The organism is Nocardioides sp., assembly GCF_024509035.1.
GTDB lineage: Bacteria > Actinomycetota > Actinomycetes > Propionibacteriales > Nocardioidaceae > Nocardioides.
In genome coordinates, this window is sequence record NZ_JANINT010000014.1 from 1 (window position 1) to 16,392 (window position 16,392).

The window sequence follows — 16,392 nt, forward strand, 5'->3', positions numbered from 1 at the left end:
CAGCTCGTACTCCTTCCACCCGATGATCGACTCCTCGATCAGCACCTCGGTGGTGGGGCTGGCGGCGAGGCCGGCGCCGGCGATACGGGCCAGGTCACCCTCGTCGTAGGCGATGCCCGAGCCGGTGCCGCCCATCGTGAACGACGGCCGGATCACGACCGGGTAACCGAGCTCTCCGACGGCCTTCTCGCAGTCCTCGAGGGTGTGGCAGACGAAGCTCGTGGCGACCTCTCCCCCGACCTTGTCCACGATCGCGTTGAACAGCTCGCGGTTCTCACCGCGGTGGATGGCCTCGAAGCTGGCGCCGATCATCTCGACGCCGTACTTCTCCAGCACACCGCGCTCGTGCAGGGCGGTCGCGGCGTTGAGTGCGGTCTGGCCACCCAACGTCGGGAGCAGCGCGTCGGGCCGCTCCTTGGCGATCACCTTCTCGACGAACTCCGGGGTGATCGGCTCGACGTACGTCGCGTCGGCGAACTCGGGGTCGGTCATGATCGTGGCCGGGTTGGAGTTGACCAGGATGACCCGCAGGCCCTCGGCCTTGAGCACGCGGCAGGCCTGGGTGCCGGAGTAGTCGAACTCGCAGGCCTGCCCGATGATGATCGGCCCGGAGCCGATCACCAGCACGCTCTTGATGTCATCGCGCTTCGGCATCAGGCGTCGCCCTTCCTCTCGGACATCAGGTCCACGAACCGGTCGAAGAGGTACGCCGCGTCGTGCGGGCCGGCGGCGGCCTCGGGGTGGTATTGGACGGAGAAGCCCTTCAGCGTCCCGTCGGCATCGCGCAGCTCGAGGCCCTCGACCACGTCGTCGTTGAGGCAGACGTGGCTCACGCTCGCCTCGCCGTACGGCGTGGACGTGGTGCCCTCCAGCGGCGCGTCGACCGCGAAGCCGTGGTTGTGCGCGGTCACCTCGACCTTGCCCGTGGTGCGGTCCATCACGGGCTGGTTGATGCCGCGGTGGCCGTACTTCAGCTTGTAGGTGCCGAAGCCGAGCGCGCGGCCGAACAGCTGGTTGCCGAAGCAGATGCCGAAGTACGGCACTCCCTCGGCGAGCGCGCCCTGGAGCACCTCGATCTGGTGCGTGGTGGCGGCGGGGTCACCGGGGCCGTTGGAGTAGAAGAGGCCGTCCGCACCGACCGCGCGGATGTCCTCCAGGCTCGCCGTCGCGGGCAGCACGTGCACCTCGACGCCCCGCTCGGCCATCCGGTGCGGCGTCATCGTCTTGATGCCGAGGTCGAGCGCGGCCACGGTGAACCGCTTCTCACCGATGGCGGGGACGACGTACGGCTCCGTGGTCGAGACCTCCGAGGCGAGCTCGGCGCCGGACATCTCGCCCGAGGCACGCACCCGTTCGAGCAGCGCGGCGGCGTCGGTCTCGGTGCTGGAGATCCCGACCCGCATCGCGCCCCGCTCGCGCAGGTGGCGGGTCAGCGCACGGGTGTCGATGCCGGAGATGCCGACGACGCCCTGCTCGCGCAGCTCGTCGTCGAGCGTGCGGCTCGCGCGCCAGCTCGATGACCGGCGGGCGGGGTCGCGCACGACGAAGCCCGCCACCCAGATGCGGCGACTCTCGGGGTCCTCGTCGTTGACGCCGGTGTTGCCGATGTGGGGAGCCGTCATGACGACCACCTGGCGGTGGTACGACGGGTCGGTCAGCGTCTCCTGGTAGCCGGTCATGCCGGTGTTGAAGACCGCCTCGCCGAAGATCTCCCCCTCGGCGCCGAACGACTCGCCGTGGAAGGTCCGGCCGTCCTCGAGCACGAGGATCGCCCCCGTGCTCGTCGGGGCGCTCACTGGATCTTCCCGTCGAGCACGGTCGCCTTGCCCCGCAGGAACGTCGCGACCACCCGGCCCGGCAGCTCCATGCCGCGGTAGGGGGTGTTGCGGCTCAGGCTCTGGCTCTCGGCGGGATCGACCACGCGGGTCGCGCGAGGGTCGTAGAGCACGACGTTGGCCGGCTCGCCGGCCACGATCGGCCGGCCCTGGACGTCGGAGACCCGGCCGATGCGCGCGGGTGCGTACGACATCCGTTCGGCGACGCCAGCCCAGTCGAGGAGACCGGTGTCGACCATCGTCTGCTGCACGATCGACAGCGCGGTCTCGAGCCCGAGCATGCCGAAGGCGGCCGCCGCCCACTCGCAGTCCTTGTCCTCGAGGGGGTGCGGCGCGTGGTCGGTGGCGACGATGTCGATCGTGCCGTCCGCGAGCCCGGCGCGCAGCGCCTCGGCGTCGGCCGTCGAGCGCAGGGGCGGGTTGACCTTGTAGATCGGGTCGTACGTCGCGGCGAGGTCGTCGGTCAGCAGCAGGTGGTGCGGGCAGGCCTCTGCGGTGACCTGGACGCCCTTGCCCTTGGCCCAGCGGATCAGCTCGACCGAACCGGCGGTGGAGACGTGGCAGACGTGCAGGCGCGACCCGACGTGCTCGGCGAGCAGCACGTCGCGGGCGATGATCGCCTCCTCGGCGACCGCCGGCCAGCCGGCCAGCCCGAGCCGGCCGGAGAGCTCGCCCTCGTTCATCTGCGCGCCCTCGGTGAGGCGCGGCTCCTGGGCGTGCTGGGCGACGACGCCGTCGAACGCCTTGACGTACTCCAGGGCCCGGCGCATGAGGACCGCGTCGCTGACGCACTTGCCGTCGTCGGAGAACACCCGCACCCGGGCGGCCGAGTCGGCCATGGCGCCGAGCTCGGCGAGCTGCTGGCCGGCGAGGCCGACCGTGACTGCGCCGACGGGGTAGACGTCGCAGTAGCCGGCCTCGCGGCCCAGCCGCCAGACCTGCTCGACGACGCCGGCCGTGTCGGCGACCGGCTCGGTGTTGGCCATCGCGTGCACGGCGGTGAAGCCGCCCATGGCCGCGGCGCGGGTGCCGGACTCGACGGTCTCGGCGTCCTCGCGGCCCGGCTCGCGCAGGTGGGTGTGCAGGTCGACCAGGCCCGGCAGCGCGATGAGGCCCGTGCCGTCGATCTCCTCGACGCCGTCGTCCGAGGACACGCCACGCAGGTCGCCGATGTGACCGATCCTGCCCTCGTTGAGGACGAGGTTGGTCGGCTGCCCGCCCAGGATGCTGACGTTCTTGATCCAGTACGTGGTCACTCTTCTCCTCCGACGGCGGGCTCGGAGCCGCCCAGCAGCAGGTACAGGACGGCCATCCGCACGGCGACGCCGTTGGTGACCTGCTCGACGATCACGGACCGGTCGCTGTCGGCGACGTCCGCGGTGATCTCCATGCCGCGGACCATCGGCCCGGGGTGCATGACGATCGTGTGGTCCTGCAGGGTCGCCATCCGCCGGCCGTCGAGGCCGTAGCGGCGCGAGTACTCCCGCGCGGTGGGGAAGAACCCGCCGCTCATCCGCTCGCGCTGGACGCGCAGCATCATCACCGCGTCGGCCTTCGGGATCACGGCGTCCAGGTCGTACGACGTCTCGACCGGCCAGCTCTCGACGCCGACCGGCAGCAGGGTCGGCGGCGCGACCAGCGTGACCTCGGCGCCGAGCGTGTTGAGCAGCAGCGCGTTGGACCGGGCCACCCGGCTGTGCAGGACGTCGCCGACGATCACGACGCGGCGCCCGTCGAGGCTGGGCTTGGCGCCCGAGCCGCCGAGGTGGCGCACCATGGTGAACGCGTCGAGCAGCGCCTGGGTGGGGTGCTCGTGGGTGCCGTCGCCGGCGTTGACGACGTTGGAGCGCACCCAGCCGGAGTGGGCGAGCCGGTGCGGCGCGCCGCTGGCGCCGTGACGGACGACGACCGCGTCGGCGCCCATCGCCTCGAGCGTCAGCGCGGTGTCCTTGAGGCTCTCGCCCTTGCTCAGCGAGGAGCCCTTGGCCGCGAAGTTGATGACGTCGGCCGAGAGCCGCTTGGCGGCCGCCTCGAACGAGATGCGGGTGCGGGTGGAGTCCTCGAAGAAGAGGTTGACCACGGTGCGGCCGCGCAGGGCGGGCAGCTTCTTGATCGGCCGGTCCGCGAGCTCGCGCAGCTCCGCGGCGGTCGCGAGGATCAGCTCGGCGTCGTCGCGGCTGAGGTCGGCGGTGCTCAGGAGGTGGCGCTTCATGCCGTCACCTCCCCGGTGGCCGGTCCCTGGATCGTCACGGCGTCGACCTCGTCGATGCCGCCGAGGCTCACCTTGACCCGCTCGAGCAGCGAGGTCGGCAGGTTCTTGCCGACGAAGTCGGCGCGGATCGGCAGCTCGCGGTGTCCGCGGTCGACCAGGACGGCGAGCTGCACCGCCCGCGGGCGGCCGATGTCGTTGAGCGCGTCGAGCGCGGCGCGGATGGTCCGGCCGGAGAACAGGACGTCGTCGACGAGGACGACCGTGCGTCCGTCGATGCCGGATGCCGGGATCTGCGTCGGGAGCAGCGCCCGGGCCGGCTTCATCCGCAGGTCGTCCCGGTACATCGTGACGTCGAGCGAGCCGACGGGCACGTCCTGGCCCTCGACGGCTGCGATCCGGGCCGCGATCCGCTCGGCGAGCGGCACGCCCCGCGTCGGGATGCCGAGGAGGACGAGATCGGCGGCGCCCTTGTTGCGCTCGAGGATCTCGTGGGCGATGCGGGTCAGGGCCCGCGTGATGTCGCTGTCGTCGAGGACGACGCGAGAGATGTCCGCGCTGGCCTGGGGGCCGCTGGTCGGACTGTCAGTCGTAGGACTGGGGGGCACGTGCTGAGGGTGCGCAGGCAAGAGCCTCGGACCTCCTTCTCCGCCTCTCGGGACGGCTCGTTAAAGGATGTCGATCGTGGTGGACCCTACTCCCCCGAGCAGGCCTCGTGCGCGCCGGGGCTGTGCTGTCTCGGATGCCGGAGATCTCCAGCAGCGCCGAACGCGGCCGCGAGAGAACGGTCTGGTCACCGGGACGTCATACGACGTGGGCATCCCGGCGACCAGAACGTATGACGCCCGGCGGGCGGCCCGGGGACGTCATACGACGTGGGCATCCCAGCGACCAGAACGTATGACGCCCCGGGGTGACCACAGGTCGGCGCCCTCCCGATAGGCGCCAACTCGGCTCCCCCACGACCCCGTCGGACGACGTTCCGAGGCCCCGTAGCCAGCGCGCCCACCGCCACCACACCGTCGGAGCACCATCCCAGGAGCGATCTCGCGGCCCGCGCGGCGACGAAGTCGACGCGAGACGCGTGCACGTTGACCCGCCCGAAAGTTTCGGGCGGGTCAACGTGGTGGTGGACCGGGGCCGGATGCGACGACCCCGGTCCGATGGGAGTCAGCCGGAGACGGCGAGCTCCCGGTCCTGGCCCGGCGTCGTGGCCTGGCCGTCGGGAACGATGCGGGTCCCGGCGATCCCGGCCACGATGTCGGCGATGTCGGCCAGCGAGCCGATGGCCGCGGTGCGGCCGGTCTGCTCGACGAACCGGCAGACCGCCTCGACCTTCGGACCCATCGAGCCGGCCGCGAAGTCGAACGCCCGCAGCTCCGACGGCGTCGTCTCGGTCAGGCGCCGCTGGTCGGGGGTGCCCCAGTCGACGTACACGCCGTCGACGTCGGTGGCGATCACCAGCATGTCGGCGTCGATCTCCCGCGCCAGCAGCGAGGACGCGAGGTCCTTGTCGATGACGGCCTCGACCCCGCGCAGGATGCGCCCGGGCTCGAGGACGGTCGGGATGCCGCCGCCACCGGCGCACACCACGACGGTGCCGTTCTCCACGAGGGACCGGATCGAGGGCACCTCGTAGATGTGCTGCGGCTCCGGCGAGGCGACGACCCGGCGGTAGGACGAGCCGTCGGGGCGGATGGCCCAGCCATTCTCGGCCGCGAGGCGCTCGGCCTCCTCCTGCATGTAGATCGGGCCGATGAACTTCGTCGGGTTCTGGAACGCCGGGTCCTCCGGGTCCACCCGCACCATCGTCAGCAACGTGGCGATGTGCTTCTCGAGCGGCAGCACGTTGCCGAGCTCCTGCTCGATGACGTAGCCGATCATCGCCTCGGTCTGGGCGCCGAGGACGTCCAGCGGGTAGGGCCGCACGTCCTCGTACGCCGCCGCCTGGAGGGCGAGCAGGCCGACCTGGGGGCCGTTGCCGTGGGCGATGACGACCTCGTTGTCGGGCACCACCGTGGCGATGCGTTCGGCAGCGATGCGGATGTTCGCGCGCTGGTTGTCCGCGGTCAGCGGTTCACCACGACGCAGGAGGGCGTTGCCGCCCAGGGCGATCACGATTCTCATGATGGCGATTCCTCTCAGGCCAGCGACGCGACGAGCAGCGCCTTGATGGTGTGCATCCGGTTCTCCGCCTGGTCGAAGGAGATGTTGGCCGAGGACTCGAACACGTCCTCGGTGACCTCGATCCCGTTCGCGAGCTGCGGGTACTGCTGGACCACCTGGGCACCGACCTTGGTCTGGGTGTTGTGGAAGGCCGGCAGGCAGTGCAGCACCTTGACCCGCGGGTTGCCGGTGGCGTGCAGCAGGTCGGCGTTGATCTGGAAGGGCAGGCAGGCCTCGACGCGCTCGGCCCACGACTCGACGGGCTCACCCATCGAGACCCACACGTCGGTGTAGATGAAGTCGACGCCCGCGACGGCCTCCTGGGGGTCGTCGGTGACCATGATCCGGGCGCCGGACTCGTCGGCGAGCTCGTGGCAGAGCTTGACCAGCTCGTCCTCGGGCCACAGGTCCTGGGGAGCCCCGATGCGTACGTCCATGCCGAGCTTGGCCGCGACGAGCATGAGCGAGTTGGCCACGTTGTTGCGGCCGTCGCCCACGTAGGCGAACGCGATCTCGTGGATCGGCTTGTCGCTGTGCTCGCGCATGGTGAGCACGTCGGCGAGCATCTGGGTGGGGTGGAACTCGTCGGTGAGGCCGTTGAACACCGGGACCCCGGCGTACTTGGCGAGCTCCTCGACGACGTCCTGGGAGAAGCCGCGGTACTCGATGGCGTCGTACATCCGGCCGAGCACGCGTGCGGTGTCGGCGACCGACTCCTTGTGCCCGAGCTGGGACGACGCGGGGTCGATGTAGGTGACGTGCGCACCCTGGTCGTAGGAGGCGACCTCGAAGGCGCAGCGGGTGCGGGTGGAGGTCTTCTCGAAGATCAGCGCGACGTTGCGGCCCTGCAGGAGCTGGCGCTCGGTCCCGGCGTACTTCGCGCGCTTGAGGTCGCGCGAGAGGTCGAGCAGGTAGCGGATCTCGTCCGCGGTGTGGTGACGCAGGCTCAGCAGGTGACGCCCACGAAGGTTGACCGGCATGGTCGGTAGTCCTCTCTTGTTCCGGCTCAGGGTCCGGTCGTTGGTCAGTAGTCGATGGGGTCGCGCAGGATCGGGCAGGTCATGCAGCGCCCGCCGCCTCGGCCCCGGCCCAGCTCGCTCGCGTCGATCGTGATGACCTCGATGCCGGCCTTGCGGAGCTGGGTGTTGGTGTGGGTGTTGCGGTCGTATCCGATGACGACACCGGGCTCGAGCGCGAGGACGTTGTTGCCGTCGTCCCACTGCTCGCGGGCGGAGCCGTAGCGGTCGCCGCCGGTGGGCACGTTGCGCATCTTCACGCCGAGCGCCTCGGAGACCACGTCGACGAAGTGCTTGTCCTCGTGGCGGACGTCCAGGCCCGAGGGCGAGGACTCGTCGGGTCGCAGCGAGAAGCTGTCGATCGCGTCGACGACCGGGCCGTACGCCGTGACGACGTCGCGGTCGCAGAAGGTGAACACGGTGTCGATGTGCATCGCCGCGCGCGTCCGAGGCAGACCGGCCGCGATGACCCGCTCGGCGGCACCGGCGGCGAACAGCGACCGGGCGACCTGGGTGATGGCCTGCTGCGAGGTCCGCTCGCCCATGCCGATCACGACCACGCCGTTGCCGATCGGCATCACGTCGCCGCCCTCGATCGTGGCGTTGCCACGGTCGCGGGGCTGCTGGTCGGGGTCGCCGAACCACACGCGGAAGTCCTCGCCGGCGAAGGCGGGGTGGAAGCGGTAGATCGCCGTGGTCAGCAGGGTCTCCTGGCGACGAGCGCCCCAGTACATGCTGTTGAGGGTCACGCCCTGGTAGACCCAGGAGGAGTTGTCGCGGGCGAAGACGGTGTTCGGCAGCGGCGGCAGCACGAACTGCTGCACGTCGGCGTCGCGGAAGGACCGCAGGAAGGAGCCGGCCATGTCGTCGGGCACGTCGCTGAACGCGACACCGCCGATGAGGAACTCCGCCAGCTTCTCGGCCGGCAGGCTCTCCAGCCAGGCGCGCACCTCGTGGACGAGGCCGGGGCCGATCTGGTCGTCGGTGATCTTGCGGTCGAGGATCCAGTTGCGGCCCTCGGGGTAGCGCACGACGTCGACGAGCAGCTGCAGCATGTCGAGCACCTCGATGCCGCGGTCGCGCATCTTGGTGACGAAGTCGTAGTGGTCGCGCTTGGCCTGGCTGACCCAGATGACGTCGTCGTACAGGAGCTCGTCGCAGGTGTCGGGGGTGAGCCGCAGGTGGGCGAGTCCGGGGGCGCAGACCATCACGCGTCGGAGACGGCCGGCCTCGGACCACACGCCGACTCGAGGGTCGGTGACGGTTCCTTCGACCGTGGCCCGGGGCAGTTGTTCGATAGCCATGATGAGACTTCCTCGCTCAGGGATGGGACAGGCCGGGGTTCGGGGTCCGGGCAGCGTCAGCCGCCGGTCGGGCGGGGCGGCGGCCCGAGGACCGCCCCGCCCCCCGGTGTTGCGAGAGGTGATGCCGAGGATCGGCAGCGTCAGATGGTGACGAAGCCCTGGATGAGGCCGACGACGCCGGCGACGGCGAGGACACTGACCACGCCGACGACCAGACGCTCGGCCGCGGTGAAGATCTCCGCGCGAACCTGCTTGCGGGCCCAGACGTAGAGCGCGGTGCCGACGAGGTAGAAGATGCCGGCGACCAGCACGTACTTCCAGCCACCCGCGTAGACCAGCCACACCGCGTAGGCGAGGGCGACCAGGCCGATGAGGAGGTCGCGCGTGCGGCTCTCTCCGACGTAGGTCTCACCGGTGAACGCGAGCTTGACCTGGTAGAGCGCCGACCAGAGGTAGGGCAGCAGGATCAGCGAGGTCGCGAGGTAGATCAGGTCGGTGTAGGTGCTGTCGTTGAACAGCGTCCAGATCAGCATCAGCTGCACGCAGCCGTTGGTCAGCCACAGCGCGTTCGACGGGGCGCCGTACCGGTTCTCCGCGCCGAGCTGGCGCGGCAGCACGCCCTCCTGGGCGGGGAGCCGGAGGATCTCGACGCAGAGGAGCACCCACGAGAGGAGCGCGCCCAGCAGCGAGATCGCGAGTCCGGCGGAGATGAACCCGGTGCCCCAGCTGCCGACCTCGTGGCGCATGAGACCGGCCATCGACGGGTCGTCCAGGCCGGCGATCTTGGCCTGGTTCATCAGGCCGTAGGACAGCACGTTGACCGCGAGCAGCAGGCCGAGGACGCCGACGAAGCCGATGACGGTCGCGCGGCCGACGTCGCTGCGCTTGGCGGCGCGCTGGCTGTAGACCGAGGCGCCCTCGATGCCGATGAACACCCAGACGGTGACCAGCATCATGTTCTTGACCTGGTCGAGCGTCGAGCCGAGGCCCTGGTTGTCGCCCCAGAAGTCGGCGGTGAAGATGCCGGCCTTGAAGCCGACGGCCGCGATGGCGATGAAGGTGACGATCGGGACGACCTTGGCGATCGTGACGAGCGTGTTGACGAAGGCCGCGTTGTGCACGCCGCGCGTGGTCAGCCAGTGCAGGACCCACAGCACGACCGAGGCGCACACGATCGCCGAGACCGTGTTGCCGCCCTCGAAGGCGGGGATGAAGTAGCCCAGGGTCGACATGAGCAGCACGAGGTAGCCGACGTTGCCGATCCAGGCGCTGATCCAGTATCCCCACGCCGAGGTGAAGCCGAGGTAGTTGCCGAAGCCGGCGCGGGCGTATCCGTAGACACCGCCGTCCACCTCGGGCTTGCGGCGCGAGAGCGTCTGGAAGACGAACGCCAGCATGAGCATGCCGACGCCGGTGATGAGCCAGCCGATGAGCAGCGGCCCGGGAGCGGCGCTCCCGGCCATCTGGGAGGGCAGGGCGAAGATGCCACTGCCGATCATCGAGCCGACGACGAGTGCGACCAGGGCGGGCAGAGCCAGGGTTCCGGCGCCACGCCCGGGTTGCTCAGGACTGGGGCCCGACGGTGGTCGGACCATCTGCTGAGTCATGTAGTTCGGGCCTCCTTCAGGGGGACAGAAGACCGATCTTCCGTCCTGTGAAGGACGCTAGGGCGCCTCGGAATGCGCACAGCAGGGACCAACGGCACATGCGATCGGGACCCGTCCCAGCCGGCGGAGGGCCACCGAACCGGGCCGTCTCCGCGCTCGTCCGCGCGGTCGTGGATCACTGTACAGCGGCATGCATGACCTTGCATCGCTGGCCGCGGGAGGGCCGGCCCGCACCGACGGAATCACCCACTCGGGTGGCCCGGGCCCAGGCTGGGACACCAGGGACGGACGGTCCTCGACCGGATTGAGGCCTTCGTCACGTCGAGCGCGCGGAGATCACTCGGCTCACGCCTCGAGGTCGATGAGCACCTTGCCGACGGCGCCCGCCTCGACCGCGTCCTGGGCCTCGGCGGTCTGCTCGAGCGTGAAGTGGTGCAGCGGAAGCCCGGCCTCGGGCCCGACGCCGAACGCACCCGCCTCGACGGCGGCGGCGACGTCCTCGACCGCAGCGTGGAGAAGGCCCTCGTCGAGGGTGTAGAGGATGAGGAACTGGAAGCGCAGGTTCTTGCCGAACGCGGCTCGCAGCGGCATCGTCAGCTCGTCGCCCCCGTTGTTGGCGTAGATCGCGACGGTCCCGTGCACGCGGACGACCTCGAGGTCGAGGCCGACGTTCTGAGCCGGCGCGACCTCGACGGCCAGGTCGACGCCCTCGGGGGCGATCTCGAGGATCGCCGCCGCGGCCCCGGGCTCGCGGTAGTTGATGACGTGATGGGCTCCGGCAGCCCGCGCCAGGGCGGCCTTCTCCTCACCGCTCACCGTCGTGACGACGGTCGCGCCCGCCCAGCGGGCAAGCTGGATGGCTGCGTTGCCGACGGCACCCGCTCCCCCGGCCACCAGCACGACGCGGCCCTCCAGCGCGCCGGGTGCGAGCCGGGCCGGACCACCCTCGATCGTGGTGAGCGCGCGGTGGGCCGTGACGGCCGGGACGCCCAGGCTCGCGCCGAGGTCGTACGACGCGGCGTCGGGCAGCGCGACCACCCGGTCGACCGGCTGCACCGTGTACTCGGCCGCGGTGCCGTAGGCGCGTCCGTGCTGGGCGAGCACCAGCCAGACCCTGTCACCGACCGACAGTCCGCCGACGCCCGCGCCGACGGCGTCGACGACGCCCGCGCCGTCCTGGCCGGGCACCACCTCGTCGTACCCCGACATCATCGAGGCGCGGAACTTCCAGTCCGTGGGGTTGACCCCGGCCCGCACGATCCGCACCCGCACCTCTCCCGCCCCGGGCTCCGGGAGCGGGCGCTCGACGACCTCGAGCACCGAGGACGGTCCGGTCTGGCGGTAGACGACTGCGCGCATGGGGTGAACCTAACGCGCCCGTGGGCGACGCCTCCGGTCAGAGCGCGGAGGCCATCCCCGCGCAGGCCTTGAGCCACTGGCGCTTGGTGCTCTCGGACAGCCGGGCGTAGGGCACGACCGATCCCGAGACGAGCGCCGGGTCGTAGGGCACCCGGTAGACCTCGCGGGTCCGCTGCTCGTAGACGCCGACGAGGTCGGCGGCGAGCTTGGCGTCCACGTTGGCCGACGGGTCGGAGAGCACGGTGATCGTCTTGTACTTGAGGTTCTGGTAGCCGGCGTCCTGCAGGGCGTCGAGCATCCACAGGCCGCTGTAGCCGGTGTCCTCGCGGATCGTGCTCGTCACGACCAGCAGGTCCGCGGCGCCGGCCGCCGCGAGCCAGTTCTCGGCGCGCATGTTGTTGCCGGTGTCGATGAGGATCACGCGGTAGAAGCGCTCGAGCAGCTTGTGCACCGCGTCGAAGTCCTGGGCACGGATCGTGCCCGTGACGTCGGGCCGCTCGTCGGAGGCCAGCACGTCGAAGTGGGCGTCGCCCTGCGAGCGGACGAAGGCGCCCAGGTCGCCGATCCGCGACTGGTAGACGTCGGTGAACCGCTCGAGGTCCTCGAGCAGCTCGCGCGTGGTGTTGCGGTGGGTGCTCCGGGTGCCCCGGATGCCGAGCGTGCCGCGGGTCTCGTTGTTGTCCCACGCGACCACGCCGCCGCCGCGCACGGTGCCGAAGGTGTAGCCGGCGGCGAGGACGCCGGTGGTCTTCGCCGCCCCGCCCTTGGGGTTGATGAACGCGATCGTCCGCGGGCCGTCGAAGTCGCGCTGGATCGTGCGGCGGTCGTTCTCGTGGGCTAGCTCGGCGCGACCCATGCCAGGGCTGATCAGCCCGCCGGTCCAGCGCCGCACGGCGCCGCGCCAGCCCCAGCTTGCCGGACCGTGGTCCTGGGTGGCGTCGCGTCGGTCGAGGAAGTCGGTGGCGGTCATGAACCGGCGCACCTCGCCCTGGCTGTCGCTCGTCGCCCCGCGCTCGGGCACCAGCTCGACCGGCGCACCCGCGGCCATCGGCGACGCCGGCTCGAGCGGAGCACCCAGCGGCGGGCTCGACGGTGGGAGCGGGTTGAGCAGCACGCTCGACGGCGGCGCGGAGGGCGGTGGCCCCAGCGGCGCGCGCTGGGGCGGCGGGGACGTCGGCATCTCGGCGAGCGGCCGGGTGAGCGGGTCCGGCCGCTCGTCGTGGTGCTGTGGCGTGGCCTGCGAGCTCCCTGCTTCCTGCGACATCGACGATCCCCCTGAGACGGCAGACGGTGGTGCTGACCGGGGTCATTCCCCGATCTGCCGCGTGTCACACCCGCCGCGGCGGGTGTTCACAGGTCGGCGAGCGCAGCGGCCACCGCTCGGTGGAACGTCGGGTAGGCGTAGTGCATCCCACGCAGCGTCGCGATCGGGATCTCGGCGTGCACGGCGGCGGTGAGGAGCGCGACGACCTCGCCGCCGTACGGCGCCACGACGGTGGCCCCGACCAGCACGTCGCGGTCGGCGTCGGCGACCACCTTGACGATCCCCTCGGCCTCGTTGATCCAGCCCCGGCTCGAGCGCGGGATGTCCGCGTGGCCGACCGCGACGCGCAGGCCTCGGTCGCGGGCCTGCTCCTCGGTCAGCCCCACGGAGCCCACCTCGGGGTCGGTGAACGTCACGTGGCTGACGGCGCGGTAGTCGGCCCAGGGGCCGTCCTCGCCGAGCAGGTCGCGCACCGCCACCTGGGCCTGGTAGATCGAGAGGTGGGTGTAGGCGCCCCGGCCGGTGATGTCACCGACCGCCCAGAGCCCGTCCCCGGCCCGCATCCGCTCGTCGGTCTCGATCTGCTGGGCCTCGGGGTCGAGCCCGACGGTCTCGAGGCCCACGTCGGGGAGGTTCATCCGCCGGCCGGTGGCGACGAGCAGACGCTCCGCGCGCATCCGGTCGCCGTCGACCTCCACCTCGAAGCCGTCGTCGTCGTGCCGGACCCCGGCCACCTGCACGCCGGTGCGGATCTCGACGCCGTCGTCGCGCAGCGCCCGGGACACCACCTCACATGCCTCGGGCTCCTCGGGGCACAGCATCCGGTCCTGGACCTCGAGCATCGTGACGCGGGTGCCGAACCGGGCGAAGGCCTGGGCCAGCTCGGCCCCGATCGGACCCGCACCGATGACAACGAGCGATGCGGGCGGCTCGCTCTGGCGCATCACGTCGCGGTTGGTCCAGTACGGCGTCGCCGCCAGGCCGGGGATGTCCGGCACGGCCGGAGCGGTGCCGGTGTCGAGCAGGACGCCGAGTCGCGCAGCGTACGTCTCGGTGCCCGCCGAGCCCGTGACGCTCACCCGGCGCAGCCCGTCGAGCCGGCCATGTCCGCGCACGACGCGGACCCCGGCCTCGAGGAGCGGGCCGGCGTGGTGGTCGTCGGTCCAGTCGTGGTTGGCCTCGCGGATCCGCTCGGCGGCACGGCTCCACGGCTTGCCCTGGTGAGCGGTGTGGATCAGCAGCTTGGACGGGGTGCAGCCCCAGAACGGGCACTCGCCGCCGACGAGGTCGCGCTCGACGCCGACCACCTCGAGACCGGCCTCGGCCAGCTTGCGAGCGGCGTACTCACCGCCCGCCCCGAGGCCGAGGACGACGACGTCGACCTCCTGGTCCACCTCCGCCTCGGCGTCCTGTCGGGCGGTCACTTCGCGAGGTGGCGGGCTCGCGCGAGCGTGAACACGCCGTAGCAGGCGAGCCCGGCGCCGATGAGGCACAGCAGCACGGGCCCGAAGGGCGTGTCGAGGACCTCGAAGAGCGCCTGGTCGAGGCCGCCGGACTTGGAGGCGTCGTGGGTGATCGCGGCGTAGGCGAACAGGCCGCCGACGACGACGAAGGCGACGCCGCGTGCGGTGTAGCCCGCCTTGCCGAAGGCGATGTAGGCGGTGCCGGTGGTGCCGCTGCGGCCCTCGGTGTCGAGCTTGTCGGCGAACTTCTCGGTCCAGGCCTGGTAGCCCTGGTAGAGGCCGTAGCCGATGATCGCGAGGGCCACCAGGCCGACGAGCAGCTGGCCGCCGGTCACGTTCATCAGCTTGGCCGTCCAGGTCTCCTGGCCCTTGCCGGACGAGCCCGAGCCGGTCGCGACCCGCACCCCGGAGAGCCCGATCGCGGCGTACATGACCGCCTTGCCGGCCGACTCCACCCGCTTGCGGGCGCGCTTGCCGCCGTCTCGCTCCTCGCGGTGACCGAACGCGGCGTCGAGGAGCTTCCAGACCACGAGGAGGAACATCCCGACCGAGACGGCCCAGATCAAGACGCCCCCGAACGGCTGCTCGGCGAGCTGGTGCATGGCGCCCGAGCTCGACGGCTTGCCCTCCCGGTCGCCGAAGGCGAGCTGGACGGCGAGCCAGCCGATCAAGAGGTAGACCGCGGCGTAGGCGACGAGACCGGCGCGGGCAGCCCGCTCGACCCACTCGCTCTGGTGCGCGTCGCGGCCGGCACCCTCGGCGCGCCTCACCGTGCTCCCGCCCGAGACGGTCATGACAGGTCGGCGATCGCGGACTCGATGGCCCGGTGGAAGGTCGGGTAGGCGTACATCATGTTCCTCAAGGTCTCGACGGGGACCGCCGCGTGGACCGCGACGGCCAGGAAGCCGAGGATCTCCCCGCCCGCCGGGCCCACCGCGGTGGCACCGACCAGGACTCCCCGATCCGCGTCCTCGACGACCTTGATCAAGCCGTGCCCACCCGCTCCGTGGGTGAAACCCCGCGACGACTGCTCCAGCGGAGTCGACCCGGTGCGCACCCGCAGGCGGGCGTCGCGTGCCCGCTGCTCGGTCAGACCGACACCGCCCACCTCCGGGTCCGTGAACGTCGTGTGCGGCACCGCGTGGTACGCCGCCGGCGCACCCTCCTGGCCGAGCACGTCGCGCAGCGCGACCGCCGACTGGTACATCGACACATGGGTGAAGGCACCCTTGCCGGTCACGTCCCCGATCGCCCAGAGCCGCTCCCCCGCCCGCAGGTGCTCGTCGACCTCGATCGTGCGGGCGGCGGGGTCGAGGCCGACGGTCTCGAGGCCGAGGTCGTCGAGGTTGGGCGTCCGGCCGGCGGCCACCAGCAGCTTGTCGGGTCCGAGCCGCTCACCGGTGTCGAGGTCGAGGGTGAAGCGGCCGTCGGCGTACGCCGCGCGCGTGAGCTCGACACCGGTGAGGACGCGGATGCCCTCCTCGGCGAACACCTTCTCGATCAGGGCCGAGGCCTCCGGCTCGTCACCCGGCAGCAGCCGGGGGCCGTGCTGCACGACGGTGACGCGCACGCCGAAGCGGGCGAGGACCTGGGCCATCTCGCAGCCGATCGGCCCGCCCCCGAGCACGACGAGCGAGCCCGGGAGCTCGGACAGGCGCACCGCGTCGCGGTTGGTCCAGTACGGCGTCCCCGCGAGGCCCTCGACCGGCGGGACGGCGGGGCGGGTGCCCGGGTTGAGCACGACGCCGCGCGCCGCGACGTACTCCTCGGAGGCGCCGTCCGCGAGCTCGACGCGCACGCGGCCGGGCCCGTCGAGGCGCGCCACGCCGTGGTGCACGGTCGCGCCGGCGTCGCGCAACCGGTCGACGGCGATCGTGTCGTCCCAGCCGGTCGTCGCCTCCTGGTCGACGCGGCGCGCGACGACCGACCACGCCGGCGCGATGGTGGCCTCACCGGCGACAGCGGCGGCCCGGCGTACCTCCGCGACGACGTCGCTGCCGCGCACCATCATCTTGGTCGGGATGCACCCGTAGTAGGGGCACTCGCCGCCGACCAGGTGCTTGTCGACCGCGACGACCCGCAGGCCGGCCTTGGCGGCGCCAGTGGCGAGCGCCTCGCCGCCGGGTCCGGTGCCGATGACGACCAGGTCCACCTCGTGAGCGTTCATGC

The 16,392-nt window shown here is 71.6% G+C and carries 13 protein-coding genes and 1 pseudogene; all 14 read right to left on the bottom strand.

Annotated features, from left to right (window positions below):
* A pseudogene (carB, locus tag Q0L15_RS01390) lies at positions 1-654 on the bottom strand (carbamoyl phosphate synthase large subunit); the annotation flags it as partial.
* Positions 654-1,796: a glutamine-hydrolyzing carbamoyl-phosphate synthase small subunit gene (gene carA / locus Q0L15_RS01395; RefSeq protein WP_296601710.1), complete on the bottom strand. Its 1,143-nt coding sequence runs from the start codon at positions 1,794-1,796 to the stop codon at positions 654-656. The gene carA and the pseudogene carB, both read right to left, overlap by 1 nt.
* Positions 1,793-3,091, bottom strand: coding sequence for a dihydroorotase (locus tag Q0L15_RS01400; protein ID WP_296601712.1), 1,299 nt, complete (start codon positions 3,089-3,091; stop codon positions 1,793-1,795). The genes carA and Q0L15_RS01400 overlap by 4 nt, the downstream gene beginning before the upstream one ends.
* A complete protein-coding gene (locus Q0L15_RS01405; RefSeq protein WP_296601713.1) occupies positions 3,088-4,047 on the bottom strand; it encodes an aspartate carbamoyltransferase catalytic subunit in 960 nt (319 codons plus the stop codon). The genes Q0L15_RS01400 and Q0L15_RS01405 overlap by 4 nt, the downstream gene beginning before the upstream one ends.
* A complete protein-coding gene (gene pyrR, locus Q0L15_RS01410; RefSeq protein WP_366939523.1) occupies positions 4,044-4,595 on the bottom strand; it encodes a bifunctional pyr operon transcriptional regulator/uracil phosphoribosyltransferase PyrR in 552 nt (183 codons plus the stop codon). Before pyrR ends, Q0L15_RS01405 begins: the two co-directional genes overlap by 4 nt.
* Positions 4,596-5,214: 619 nt before the next feature.
* Complete coding sequence (gene arcC, locus Q0L15_RS01415) at positions 5,215-6,171, bottom strand: carbamate kinase (RefSeq protein WP_296601716.1); 957 nt, start codon at positions 6,169-6,171, stop codon at positions 5,215-5,217.
* 14 nt (positions 6,172-6,185) lie between these two features.
* Positions 6,186-7,190, bottom strand: coding sequence for an ornithine carbamoyltransferase (locus Q0L15_RS01420; protein ID WP_296601717.1), 1,005 nt, complete (start codon positions 7,188-7,190; stop codon positions 6,186-6,188).
* Positions 7,191-7,234: 44 nt separating this feature from the next.
* Positions 7,235-8,530, bottom strand: a complete 1,296-nt coding sequence (arcA, locus tag Q0L15_RS01425; RefSeq protein WP_296601719.1) for an arginine deiminase — start codon at positions 8,528-8,530, stop codon at positions 7,235-7,237.
* Positions 8,531-8,670: 140 nt separating this feature from the next.
* Complete coding sequence (gene arcD, locus Q0L15_RS01430; protein ID WP_296601721.1) at positions 8,671-10,137, bottom strand: arginine-ornithine antiporter; 1,467 nt, start codon at positions 10,135-10,137, stop codon at positions 8,671-8,673.
* 345 nt (positions 10,138-10,482) lie between these two features.
* Positions 10,483-11,496 (bottom strand): NADPH:quinone reductase, encoded by a 1,014-nt coding sequence (locus Q0L15_RS01435; RefSeq protein ID WP_296601722.1) that lies wholly within the window; start codon positions 11,494-11,496, stop codon positions 10,483-10,485.
* A 37-nt stretch (positions 11,497-11,533) separates the two neighbouring features.
* Positions 11,534-12,760: a hypothetical protein gene (locus tag Q0L15_RS01440; protein WP_296601723.1), complete on the bottom strand. Its 1,227-nt coding sequence runs from the start codon at positions 12,758-12,760 to the stop codon at positions 11,534-11,536.
* An 86-nt stretch (positions 12,761-12,846) separates the two neighbouring features.
* Positions 12,847-14,184 carry an NAD(P)/FAD-dependent oxidoreductase gene (locus Q0L15_RS01445; RefSeq protein ID WP_296601724.1) on the bottom strand — a complete coding sequence of 446 codons (1,338 nt, stop codon included), beginning with the start codon at positions 14,182-14,184 and terminating at the stop codon, positions 12,847-12,849.
* Positions 14,181-15,017, bottom strand: coding sequence for a DUF1206 domain-containing protein (locus tag Q0L15_RS01450; protein ID WP_296601725.1), 837 nt, complete (start codon positions 15,015-15,017; stop codon positions 14,181-14,183). The genes Q0L15_RS01445 and Q0L15_RS01450 overlap by 4 nt, the downstream gene beginning before the upstream one ends.
* On the bottom strand, positions 15,014-16,390 hold the full coding sequence (locus Q0L15_RS01455) for an NAD(P)/FAD-dependent oxidoreductase (RefSeq protein ID WP_296601727.1): 1,377 nt from the start codon (positions 16,388-16,390) through the stop codon (positions 15,014-15,016). Before Q0L15_RS01455 ends, Q0L15_RS01450 begins: the two co-directional genes overlap by 4 nt.
* Positions 16,391-16,392: the final 2 nt, after the last annotated feature.